Here is an 11,259-nt window from a genome sequence, read left to right as displayed (position 1 = left end):
CCGGAGTGGGGTATAAGGGCCGGTCCCGGCCGGTCGCGGCGATCGCCGCCGACGCCCGGGTGGAGCTGGCCGGCCCTGCCGGACGGTCCACCTCGTCCGCCGAGGAGCTGGCCGCGACCGGCCCGCCACCCGGCTGCGTGATCACCGCCCTGCTGGTGCCGGCCAGCGGCCCGGCCGCCGCCTTCGAGAAGACCGCCGACCGCGCCTCCCGCCACCCGGTCTGCGCGGCCGCCGTACGGATCACCACGGACGGCGTGCGCATCGCGGTCACCGGCGCCACCGCCCGCGCCCAGCGGATGCGCGACGTCGAACAGCGGCTGCGGGACGCCGAGCCCACGACGGACGCCGTGCTCGCCGCCTTCCGCGCCGAACCGCGGTCGCTCTTCGTCCCCGGACGCGGCACCTCGGCCGAGTACCTCGGCCACCTCGCGGGCGTACTGACCGCCCGCGCCCTGGCGCGGGCCCAGGCCGCCCTCGCCTGACACCGACACGGGGGGAGTGACGCAGTGCCGAAGGCGACCACGTCCGACACGACCGGGGGAGTCAGGGTGCACCCCGCCGCCCGGGGGACGGGCCCGGCCAGAGGCTCCGGCTTCTGGTCGGTCGGCGCCGTCCTGGTGCTGCTGATGCTCTCCTCCTCCGTACCGTCCGCCCTCTACGTCCTCTACCAGCAGCGCTGGGACCTCTCCTCCGGCGCGATCACCGTGGTCTTCGCCGTCTACGCGGTGACCGTGCTGGTGGGCCTGCTGCTCTTCGGCTCCCTCTCCGACACCCTCGGCCGCCGCCCGGTGCTCGGCGCCGCGCTGGTGCTGGCCATCGTCTCCATGGCCCTGTTCGCGGGCGCCGGGGGCCTGGCCCTGCTGCTCGCCGCGCGCGCCGTGCAGGGGCTCGCGGTGGGCCTGGCCACCGGCGCCATGGGCGCCGCCCTGCTGGAGCTCGGCCCCCGCTCCCGGCCCATGCTCGGGGCACAGGTGGGCAGTGCCGGGCCCACGGTGGGCATCGGGCTCGGCGGGCTCGGCGCCGGACTGCTGGTCCAGTACGCGCCAGCGCCCACCGCGCTCAGCTACCTGCTGCTGATCGGGGCCTTCACGCTCGCCCTGATCGGGGTCGTGCGGATGCCGGAGAGCGCCCCCGGCGCCGGCGGCGGCTTCCGCGTGGTGCCGCACCGCATCCACGTGCCCGCCGCGGTCCGCCGCCGCTTCGCCGTGCTGATCCTGACCATCGTCGCCGTCTGGTCGGTCGGCGGCTTCTACCTCTCCCTCGGCCCGCACCTGGCCCTCGCGCTGCTGGAGAGCACCGACTACCTGGTGGGCGGGGCCACCGTGGCCCTGCTCGCGGGCGCCGCCACCGCCGCCCAGCTGCTGCTCGGCCGCACCGAGGCGCTGCGCACGGCCCTGCTGGGCCTCGGCGGGCTGCTCGCCGGGCTCGGCCTGGTGCTGCTGGCGCTCGGCCTCGGTTCGGCCGGGGTGTTCCTGGCCGCCACCGCCGTCCTCGGGGCCGGCTGGGGCGCGGCCTTCCTCGGCTCCTTCCGGGCCCTGAGCATGCTCGCCGACCCGGCCCACCGCGGCGAACTGACCGCCGCCGTCTACGTGTTCGCCTACCTCGCCATGAGCGTGCCCGCCGTGCTCGCCGGCCGGCTCACCAACATCCACGGACTGCACCGCACCTCGGTCGGCTTCATGGCCGCCGTCGCCGGGGTCTGCGCCGTGGCGCTGCTGGCGACCTGGCGGCTGGCCCGGCGGGCGAGGGCCGAAGGGAGCACAACATGACCGGTTCCGCGATCGGCGCCGGCGACCTGCGCCGGGCCCTGCACGGGCTGGAGATCTTCGCCGGGCTGACCGGCGACCAGCTCGACTGGCTGCTCTCGGTCTCGAAGCCGCGGGTGCTCGCCGACGGCGCCGTGCTCTTCCGGGACGGCGAGGAGGCCACCGCCTTCCACGTGCTGCTGTCCGGCGGGCTCGTCGTCACCAAGGTGGTCGACGGCCGGGAGGAGGTGCTCACCCGGCACGCCACCGACGCGGCCGGCGCCGAGGAGCACGACGGCAAACCCCCGGCAGCCCACCGGTTCACCGGCGAACTGCCCCTGCTCACCGAGGGCTCGTACGTGGCCACCGCCGCCGCCAGCGGGCCCGCGACCACCGTCGTGTCCTACCCCAGGCCGGTCTTCTTCGAGATGCTCACCCGCTGCCACGGGGTCGCCGCCGTGCTGCTGCCCGTACTGGCCTGGCGGATCAAGTCCTCCGAGGTGCAAGCGCGCAAGCGGGCCACGGTGGAGGCGCTCGGCACCCTCGCCGCAGGGCTCGCCCACGAGCTGAACAACCCGGCGGCGGCGGTGGCCCGGGCCGCCCAGGAGCTGGCACCGGCCCTGGACCGGCTCACCCGGACCGCGCACGCCTGGGGCGCCGCGGCCACCGGCGCGCAGCGCACCGTACTGGACCGGCTCGCCGACGAACTGGCGGAGCTTCCCCCGCCCGCCGCCACCGATCCGCTGGCCCAGGCGGACGCCGAGGAGGAGATCGCCGACTGGGCCGAGGAGGCGGGCGCAAAGCGGGCGGGGCCGCTCGGCGCCGCCGTCGCCGACCTCGGGCTGGAGCCGGCCTGGCTGCCGGACCGGCTGGAAGGCGTCGGCGGGCCGGCCCTGCCCGCCGCCCTGGACCACCTGGCCGCGCTCCTGGAGGCCCGGTCGCTGGCCGCCGAGCTGCGGGCGGCCGGCCCGCGGATCTCCCAACTGGTCGCGGCCACCCGGGATTACGCCAATCTCGACCGGGCCCCCGAGCAGCGCTTCGCGGTCACCGACGGCCTGGAGAACACCCTCGTCGTGCTGCGCGCCAAGCTCACCGGGATCGGCATCGTCCGCGACTACCCGCCCGACCTGCCCGAACTGACCGGCTACCCCAGTGAGTTGAACCAGGTGTGGACCAACCTGGTGGACAACGCGGCCGAGGCGATGGAGGGTTCGGGCGTCCTCACGCTGGGGGTGCGCACCGAAGGCGCCTGCATGGTGGTGGAGATCATCGACACCGGGCGCGGTATCCCCGAGGAGGTCCTGCCGCGCATCTTCGAACCCTTCTACACGACCAAGGACGTGGGGAAGGGCACCGGACTCGGACTGCACCTGAGCTACCGGATCGTGACCCAGCGCCACCGGGGCTCGATCACCGCGCGGTCCGTGCCGGGCAGCACCCGCATGACCGTCCGCCTGCCCCTGTCCCAGCCCTGACAAGGAGAAGGAGCCCGCCATGGCCACGTACGACATCGCGAAGCTGCACCCGGTCTTCGTCCGCCAGATGGAGGCCCTCGCGGCCCTCGACATCGACGCGGTGATGAAGAACTACACCGACGACGCGGTGCTGCTCCGCTTCGAAGGGGTGTCCGCCGGGATCGACGCCGTACGCGAGACGTTCACCGGATATCTCACCCTGGAGCCCCGCCTCGTCGAACTCCAGGAATACATCGAGACCGAGGACACGATCTTCTACCGCGCGATCATGAACCTGAACGGCGAGCCTGAGCACGCATTCGGGACACTCGTCGTCCGCGATGGCCGGATCTGGCGCCAGACGGCCGGCTTCGGCAGCTGACCGGCGATATCCGGGTAGCGTGTGCGGGGAGGGTGACCGGGCACCCTCCCCGCAGGCGTCCACGACGAAGGGGAGGCCATGGAATCGGAGACCGGCCGCATAGAGGCGTTCAGCGACGGCGTATTCGCCATCGTCATCACCATTCTCGTCCTGGAGATCAAGGTGCCGGAGGAGAAGGGCTCCGAACTCTGGCACGGATTGTGGGAACAATGGCCGCACTATGCGGCCTATGTGGTCAGCTTCCTCATCATCGGAGTGATGTGGGTCAATCACCACACCATCTTCGTGCACCTGAAGAAGGTGGACCGCCCGCTGATGTTCCTGAATCTCCTGGTGCTGATGGTGGTGTCGGTGATTCCGTGGACCACTTCCGTCCTTGCGGAGAATCTGACGGACGCGGAATCGGCCAGTATCGCGGCCGTCCTCTACAGCGCGTGGACCGTCGTCTACGCCCTGGCCTTCCTCGGCCTGTGGTGGCACGTCACCCGGGTCGGCCATCTCTTCCACGAGCGCGTGGACAAGGACGGCGCACGCGCCACGCGCCTGCGATTCGGCCTCGGGGCCGTCGCCTACCCCCTCACGGTGGTCCTGTCCCTCTTCTCCGCCACCCTCACACTCGCCGCACACTTTCTGATCGCCCTCTACTATGCGGCGAACCAGATCCCCATTCCCCTCGTGGTAGAGGAAGAGCGGCTCGAATCTGCCAGCGACCTCAGGAAGTAGCCGCCAGGGCCTACGGCCGTTCCTGCCGGTCAAGTAGGGTATCGGATCCAGCTGGTCGCGGGGGAGGCAGCAGATGGCTCGCGTAGTCCTGCCGGAGGAATCCACCAAGGAAATCTCCGAATTGCTCGACGCACTGGTTCCCCTGTTCTTCGAATCCTTACCCCGGCGGGACCAGCGGAACTGGGCCCGCGTATATCTCCACGGCCTCGTCCGCACCACGGGAAAGAAGACCATCCGCAACATCGCGGGAACCGGGGCGAGTTCCGTCGAGCAGAGCCTCCAGCAGTTCATCAGCAAGTCCCCCTGGGACTGGACCCCCGTCCGCCGCTCCCTCGCCCAGCACCTCGAACGCACCGCCCAGCGCCCGCTGGCCTGGGTGGTCCAGCCGATGGTCATCGAGAAGGCCGGCGACCGCTCGGTCGGCGTCGGCCGGCAGTTCGTCCCCCAGCTCGGCCGCACCGCCAACTGCCAGCAGGCCGGCGGCATCTGGCTGGCCTCCAGCGAGTCCAGCTTCCCCGTCGAATGGACCCTCACCCTCCCCGGGCCCTGGACCAGCGAACTCCTGCGCCGACGCCGGGCCGGCATCCCCGACACCGCCCGGTCCCTGACCCCCGCGCAGGACGCCGTGCACGCCGTCCAGCGGATGGCCGCCACCTGGCAGCTCCAGCGGCGGCCCGTCGTGATGGAGGCCGCCAACGGCGACGTCCCCGCGTGCGTGGAGTCCTTCTCGCTCCAGGACATCCCCTTCGTCCTCAAGGTCGACGGCTCACTGCCGGTCTCCTTCGGCGGGGCCGGCCGGCGCGGCCCCGGCCCGCACACCGCCCCCGCCCGCGAGCTCATCGACTCCCTGCGCTCCCAGCGCCGGGTCGTCGAGTGGACCCGGCACGGCCGGGGCGAGGGCGCGGTCACCCTGCTCACCTCCGCCCCGGTCCTCGCCACGCCCGGCGAGGACCGGCCCGCCCCCGCCGCGCCCACCCCGCTGCTGCTCGTCGGGGCCTGGACCGAGGCGGCCCTGCTGCCGTCGGAGTTCTGGATCACCAACATCGGCGACCGGCCGCTCGCCCAGCTCTTCCTGCTCGCCCAGCTCACCGACCGGGTCGCCCTCGACTTCGCCGAGGTGTGCGAGCCCGCCGGCATCAGGGACTTCGAGGGCCGCTCCTTCCGCGGCTGGCACCACCACGTCACCCTCGCCAGCGTCGCCCACGCCGCGACCCTGCTCGGCGCCCGCGGCCGGACCCCCGCCCCCGGCCCGGGCCCGGCCCCCGGCCCGTACGGCGCGACCACCCGGCCCGCCCCGGTGCTGCCGCCGCGGCCCCTCATCCCCGGCCAGGCCGCCCGGCTCCCCGGCCAGCCCAGGCTGCCCGGCCAGAGCCCCCGCCGCGCCTACATCCGCTGAGCCACGGCGCCGCTTCCTGGACGCGGGGACCGCGGTCCCGTAGGAAATGACCAGGCAGACCGCCGTGTCCTGGAGGAAAGTCCGGGGATTCGCAAACCCCCCGACATGGGAGAATGAAGTACGTGCGTTTTTCCTCGGCTGCCCTGCCGGGGGTGTTCACCATCGACTCGACTGGGATGTTCTGCACGTGCGTTTCCTCAATGACCTGAAGCCGCCGTACGACCTGACGTACGACGATGTGTTCATGGTGCCGAGCCGCTCCGCGGTGGGTTCCCGTCAGGGCGTCGACCTCTCCTCGCCCGACGGCACCGGCACCACCATCCCGCTGGTCGTCGCGAACATGACCGCGATCGCGGGCCGCCGCATGGCCGAGACCGTCGCCCGCCGGGGCGGCCTCGTGGTGATCCCCCAGGACATCCCGATCGAGGTCGTCACCGACGTCATCTCCTGGGTCAAGACCCGCCACCACGTCCTCGACACCCCGATCACGCTGGCGCCCACCCAGACCGTCGCGGACGCCCTCGCCCTGCTGCCCAAGCGCGCCCACGGCGCCGGCGTCGTCGTCGACGCCGAGAACCGCCCGGTCGGCGTCGTCACCGAGCACGACCTCAACGGCGTGGACCGCTTCACCCAGCTCTCCGAGGTCATGTCGAAGGAGCTGCTGCTCATCGACGCCGACATCGACCCGCGCGAGGCGTTCAACCAGCTCGACGCCGGCCACCGCAAGGTCGCCCCGGCCGTCGACAAGGACGGCAGGCTCGTCGGCATCCTCACCCGCAAGGGCGCGCTGCGCGCGACCCTGTACACCCCGGCCGTCGACGACAAGGGCGGGCTGCGCATCGCCGCCGCCGTCGGCATCAACGGCGACTTCGTCGGCAAGGCCAAGCAGCTGCTCGACGCGGGCGTGGACACGCTCGTCATCGACACCGCGCACGGCCACCAGGAGTCGATGATCAGCGCGATCAAGGCCGTACGGGCCCTCGACCCGCACGTCCCGATCGTCGCGGGCAACATCGTCGCCGCCGAGGGCGTCAAGGACCTGATCGACGCCGGCGCGGACATCATCAAGGTCGGTGTGGGCCCCGGCGCCATGTGCACCACCCGCATGATGACCGGCGTGGGCCGCCCGCAGTTCTCCGCGGTCCTGGAGTGCGCCGCCGAGGCGAAGAAGTACGGCAAGCACGTCTGGGCCGACGGCGGCGTCCGCCACCCGCGCGACGTCGCGATGGCGCTGGCCGCCGGCGCATCCAACGTGATGATCGGCTCCTGGTTCGCCGGTACGTACGAGTCCCCGGGCGACCTCCAGCAGACCGCCGACGGCCGGCTGTACAAGGAGTCCTTCGGCATGGCCTCGGCGCGTGCCGTGCGCAACCGCACCGCCGAGGAGTCCGCGTACGACCGGGCCCGCAAGGCACTGTTCGAGGAGGGCATCTCCACCTCGCGCATGTTCCTCGACCCGCAGCGCCCGGGCGTCGAGGACCTGATCGACTCGATCATCGCGGGTGTCCGGTCCTCCTGCACCTACGCCGGCGCCGGCTCCCTGGAGGAGTTCGCCGAGCGTGCCGTGGTCGGCATCCAGTCCGCCGCCGGCTACGCCGAGGGCAAGCCGCTGCACGCCAGCTGGAGCTAAGCGCTCCGCTGGAAATGCGGTGATGGAACCGCGGCCCGGTGGGGGCTGGTCGCGCCGTTCCCCGCGCCCCTTACGGGGCGCGGTACCGCACCGGACTTCGCCGATCCCGTGTTTACAGGGCTGAGCCCCGGCCCTGGTTTCGGGGGCTCTGCCCCCGGGCCCCCGCGCCTCAAACGCCGGCGGGGCTGGACAGGGCATATTCCAGCCCGCGCGGCGTTTGAGCGCACCGGGCGCGGAGCGCACGGAACGGGGTCCGGGGCCCAGCCCCGGTATCGGGTAGGGGCGGGGAGGGGAAAGGCCCCGCGCAGCGGAGCGGTCACGGTCCCCCGGGGCCGGAAGAGTGGACGCCCGCACGGTACTTGGGGATCCGTACGGTGATCTTCGTCCCGGCCCCGACGCCCGTCTCGACGACGAGCCCGTACGCGTCCCCGTACACCTGCCGCAGCCGGTCGTCCACGTTCGGCAGGCCGATGCCCGACCCGGAGCCGGGCCGCTCACCGGCCAGGATCCGGCGCAGCAGCGCCGGGTCCATGCCCACCCCGTTGTCCTCGATCGTCAGCACCGCCTCGGAGCCCGCGTCCCGCGCCGCGATGGTGATCCGGCACTCCTGCACGGAGTCCTCCACCCCGTGCTTGACGGCGTTCTCCACCAGCGGCTGCAGGCACAGGAACGGCAGCGCCACCGGCAGCACCTCGGGCGCGACCTGCAAGGTCACCTTCAGCCGGTCCCCGAACCGGGCCCCGGCCAGCGCCAGGTACTGCTCGATCGACCGCAGCTCGTCGGCCAGCGTCGTGAAGTCCCCGTGCCGGCGGAAGGAGTAGCGGGTGAAGTCCGCGAACTCCAGCAGCAGGTCCCGGGCCCGCTCCGGGTCCGTCCGCACGAACGAGGCGATCGCCGCCAGCGAGTTGAAGATGAAGTGGGGCGAGATCTGCGCCCGCAGCGCCTTGATCTCCGCCTCCATCAAGCGGGTCCGCGACCGGTCCAGCTCCGCCAGTTCCAGCTGCACCGAGACCCAGCGTGCGACCTCCGTGGCCGCCCGCACCAGCACCGCCGACTCCCGGGAGCCGTACGCCACGAGCGCCCCCAGCATCCCGTCCTCGCCCGTCAGCGGGGCGACCACCGCCCACTTCAGCGGGCAGTCCGGCCGTTGGCACTCCGTCCGCACGCTCGCACTGCGGCCCGATACCAGCAGCTCCGCCACCCGCGCCATCGCCCGCTCCCCGTGGTGGTCGGCGCCCGGCCCGTCCCAGGCCAGCACCGCCTCCCGGTCGGTCAGGCACAGCGCCTCGGTGCCCAGCAGCGAGCGCAGCCGCCTGGCCGCCTTGCGGGCGGCGTCCTCGGTGAGCCCGGCGCGCAGCGGGGGAGCGGCCAGCGAGGCGGTGTGCAGGGTGTGGAAGGTGGCCCGCTCCACCGGCGTCCCCAGGTCCAGCCCCGCCCGCCCGCCGCGCCCGGCATGCCGTCGGCCCAGAGCGAACCCCGCCGCGAGCGTGAGCACCGCCGGGACCACGGCCGCCACGGCCAGCGCGCCGCTCCCCGCGCCCGTCACCGCCGCCCCCCGGACGCCGCGTGGGAGGCCAGGTCCTCCGGCAGGTGCAGCCGGGCCAGGGTCGCCGCCGTACCGCCCGGTATCCGCGAGCGCGTGGCCAGCGACACCGCCACCATCGTCAGGAAGCCCAGCGGCACCGACCAGGCGGCCGGCCAGGCCAGCAGGGTGTGCACCCAGCCCGCCGGGGCCAGCCCCGCCCGGGTCGCCAGCACCGCGCTCAGCGCCGCGCCGCCGCCCGTCACCAGCCCGGCCACCGCACCCGGCGGGGTCAGACCGCGCCACCAGATGCCGAGCACCAGCAGCGGGCAGAACGACGACGCCGACACCGCGAACGCCAGCCCCACCGCGTCGGCGACCGGCACGTCGGTGGCCGCGATGCTCCCGGCCAGCGGCACCGCCATCGCCACCAGCGCCGCGCACCGGAACGCCCCCACCCCGCGGGAGGGCAGCACGTCCTGGTGCAGCACCCCGGCCACCGCCATGGTCAGCCCCGACGCCGTCGACAGGAACGCCGCGAAGGCCCCGCCCGCCAGCAGCGCCCCCAGCAGATCCCCCAGCACCCCGCCGAGCATCCGCTCCGGCAGCACCAGCACCGCCGCGTCCGCGTCCCCGGTCAGCGCCAGCTCGGGGGCGTAGATCCGGCCGAGCGCCCCGTAGACCGGAGGCAGCAGGTAGAACGTGCCGACCAGACCGAGCACCACCAGCGTGGTCCGCCGCGCCGCCTGCCCGTTGGGGCTCGTGTAGAAGCGCACGGCCACGTGCGGCAGCCCCATCGTCCCCAGGAACGTGGCCAGGATCAGCCCGTACGTCGCGTACAGCCGGTAGCCGTCCTGGTCCCCGGAGAGCGGCTCCGACCAGCTGGAGACGCCCATCCCCACCGCCGGCCCGGTCTCCGGCACGACGGTGCCCGGCAGGAACTCCAGCCGGGTCGCCCCCTGCACCGCGTGGCCCCCCTCGGCGAGGGTCACCACCTGGCCGTCGTACGTCCGGCCGTCGACCCGGCCGGTCACGGTCAGCGTGAGCGGCGCGCCCACCGCCAGCCGCACGTCCTCGGCGACCGTGACCGACGTGCGCTCGCGGAAGACCGCCGGGGCGTCCAGGGAGGCCCGCGGGGAGCCGTCGCCCGCCCAGGCCGCCAGCAGGAAGAACGCGGGCACCAGCAGCGCGGTGAGCTTCAGCCAGTACTGGAAGGCCTGCACGAAGGTGATGCTGCGCATCCCGCCCGCCGCGACGGCGGCCGTGACCACGAAGGCGACCACCAGCCCGCCCACCCAGTGCGGGGCCCCGGTCATGATCTCCAGCGTCAGCCCGGCGCCCTGCAACTGCGGCAGCAGGTACAGCCACCCCACCCCGAGCACGAACACCACCGCGATCCGCCGCACCGCCCGCGACTCCAGGCGGGCCTCGGCGAAGTCGGGCAGCGTGTACGCCCCCGAGCGCCGCAGCGGCGCCGCCACCAGCACCAGCAGCACCAGGTACCCGGCGGTGTACCCGACCGGGTACCACAGCATCGCCGGCCCCTGGAGCAGCACCAGCCCGGCGACTCCCAGGAAGGAGGCGGCGGACAGGTACTCGCCGCTGATGGCGGCCGCGTTCAGCCGCGGCCCGACCGTGCGCGAGGCGACGTAGAAGTCGGAGGTCGTCCGGGATATCCGCAGGCCCAGCGCGCCCACGAGCACGGTCGCCAGGACGACGGCGGTGACCGCGGTCAGCGCGTACGTCTGGTTCACCGGGGCGTGTCCTTCGGGCGGCGGGGAGGCTGACAGGGAGGTGACGGGAGTCTACGCAGGCCGCCACGCTGCGCGACAGGCACGATCCGGCGAACCTCCCCGGGGCCCCTGCCCGCGGACCGGGCCCCTGCCCGCGGACCGAGCCGCCGCGGGCCGGCCCTTCAGACCACCGGGTCGCGGTCCTCCACGCAGTCCCGTACGGCGATCTCCAGCTCCACGTAGGACTGTTCGGCACGCCGGAACGCCAGGGTCACGGCGGCCTCCGCCCGCGGCGGCAGGTGCTCCGTCGCCCGGCCGGCCTCGTAGAGCACGTCGGCCCAGCGGGCGGCCGCGCTGCGCAGGCCCGCCAGCAGCACCTCGGCCTCGGCCCGTCCGGCCGGCGGGGTCCGGGGCAGGGCGGCCAACTCCTCGACCAGCGCCTGGATGTCGGACATCTCGCTCCCTCCCGCCCGGCGGCCCCACGACGCGCCGTCCCCCCCCGCCTTCCCCGCCTTCGCCGCCCTGGCCCGGCCGGGGTAGGACCACGCCCTGTTCGAGGTCAGGCCGGCCCGCCGCCCCCAGCCCATCCCACGGACGCCGCCCGCCACCACGGCGACCCCGGCCGCAGCCCAGGAGGGTCCACAGGCGGCAAGCGCGGACCCGGCACGGCCGGG

The 11,259-nt window shown here is 73.8% G+C and carries 10 protein-coding genes; 7 read left to right on the top strand and 3 right to left on the bottom strand.

Going from position 1 to position 11,259, the window contains the following annotated elements; genetic code table 11:
• The 7 genes from GPJ59_RS26750 to GPJ59_RS26720 form a co-directional block, all read left to right on the top strand.
• Nucleotides 1–482: hypothetical protein (locus GPJ59_RS26750; RefSeq protein ID WP_374200912.1), on the top strand; the 482-nt coding region annotated here is incomplete at its 5' end.
• A 24-nt stretch (nt 483–506) separates the two neighbouring features.
• Nucleotides 507–1,769 (top strand): MFS transporter, encoded by a 1,263-nt coding sequence (locus GPJ59_RS26745; protein ID WP_219670261.1) that lies wholly within the window; start codon nt 507–509, stop codon nt 1,767–1,769.
• Nucleotides 1,766–3,220 (top strand): ATP-binding protein, encoded by a 1,455-nt coding sequence (locus GPJ59_RS26740; RefSeq protein ID WP_219670260.1) that lies wholly within the window; start codon nt 1,766–1,768, stop codon nt 3,218–3,220. The genes GPJ59_RS26745 and GPJ59_RS26740 overlap by 4 nt, the downstream gene beginning before the upstream one ends.
• A 19-nt stretch (nt 3,221–3,239) precedes the next feature.
• On the top strand, nt 3,240–3,581 hold the full coding sequence (locus tag GPJ59_RS26735; RefSeq protein WP_219670259.1) for a nuclear transport factor 2 family protein: 342 nt from the start codon (nt 3,240–3,242) through the stop codon (nt 3,579–3,581).
• A 78-nt stretch (nt 3,582–3,659) separates the two neighbouring features.
• Nucleotides 3,660–4,304 carry a TMEM175 family protein gene (locus GPJ59_RS26730; protein WP_258024957.1) on the top strand — a complete coding sequence of 215 codons (645 nt, stop codon included), beginning with the start codon at nt 3,660–3,662 and terminating at the stop codon, nt 4,302–4,304.
• A 73-nt stretch (nt 4,305–4,377) separates the two neighbouring features.
• A complete protein-coding gene (locus GPJ59_RS26725) occupies nt 4,378–5,700 on the top strand; it encodes an IS701 family transposase (RefSeq protein WP_219670258.1) in 1,323 nt (440 codons plus the stop codon).
• Nucleotides 5,701–5,887: 187 nt separating this feature from the next.
• The gene (locus GPJ59_RS26720; RefSeq protein ID WP_219670257.1) at nt 5,888–7,330 is read left to right on the top strand and encodes a GuaB1 family IMP dehydrogenase-related protein; all 1,443 of its coding nucleotides are present in this window, start codon (nt 5,888–5,890) and stop codon (nt 7,328–7,330) included.
• Nucleotides 7,331–7,646: 316 nt separating this feature from the next.
• Here GPJ59_RS26720 and GPJ59_RS26715 read toward each other — a convergent pair whose 3' ends face one another.
• The 3 genes from GPJ59_RS26715 to GPJ59_RS26705 form a co-directional block, all read right to left on the bottom strand.
• A complete protein-coding gene (locus GPJ59_RS26715; RefSeq protein WP_219670256.1) occupies nt 7,647–8,876 on the bottom strand; it encodes a sensor histidine kinase in 1,230 nt (409 codons plus the stop codon).
• Nucleotides 8,873–10,606 carry a sodium/solute symporter gene (locus tag GPJ59_RS26710; RefSeq protein ID WP_219670255.1) on the bottom strand — a complete coding sequence of 578 codons (1,734 nt, stop codon included), beginning with the start codon at nt 10,604–10,606 and terminating at the stop codon, nt 8,873–8,875. The genes GPJ59_RS26715 and GPJ59_RS26710 overlap by 4 nt, the downstream gene beginning before the upstream one ends.
• A 161-nt stretch (nt 10,607–10,767) precedes the next feature.
• Nucleotides 10,768–11,040, bottom strand: coding sequence for a hypothetical protein (locus GPJ59_RS26705; RefSeq protein ID WP_219670254.1), 273 nt, complete (start codon nt 11,038–11,040; stop codon nt 10,768–10,770).
• Nucleotides 11,041–11,259: the final 219 nt, after the last annotated feature.

The organism is Streptomyces bambusae, assembly GCF_019400985.1.
Lineage (GTDB): Bacteria > Actinomycetota > Actinomycetes > Streptomycetales > Streptomycetaceae > Streptomyces > Streptomyces bambusae_A.
This window is presented reverse-complemented; position numbering and strand designations above follow the sequence as displayed.

Excerpts from the sequence above, each read along its gene's own strand:
- GPJ59_RS26740 (WP_219670260.1), top strand. The coding sequence starts at position 1,766 with ATGACCGGTTCCGCGATCGGCGCCGGCGACCTGCGCCGGGCCCTGCAC.
- GPJ59_RS26735 (WP_219670259.1), top strand. The coding sequence starts at position 3,240 with ATGGCCACGTACGACATCGCGAAGCTGCACCCGGTCTTCGTCCGCCAG.
- GPJ59_RS26730 (WP_258024957.1), top strand. The coding sequence starts at position 3,660 with ATGGAATCGGAGACCGGCCGCATAGAGGCGTTCAGCGACGGCGTATTC.
- GPJ59_RS26725 (WP_219670258.1), top strand. The coding sequence starts at position 4,378 with ATGGCTCGCGTAGTCCTGCCGGAGGAATCCACCAAGGAAATCTCCGAA.
- GPJ59_RS26705 (WP_219670254.1), bottom strand. The coding sequence starts at position 11,040 with ATGTCCGACATCCAGGCGCTGGTCGAGGAGTTGGCCGCCCTGCCCCGG.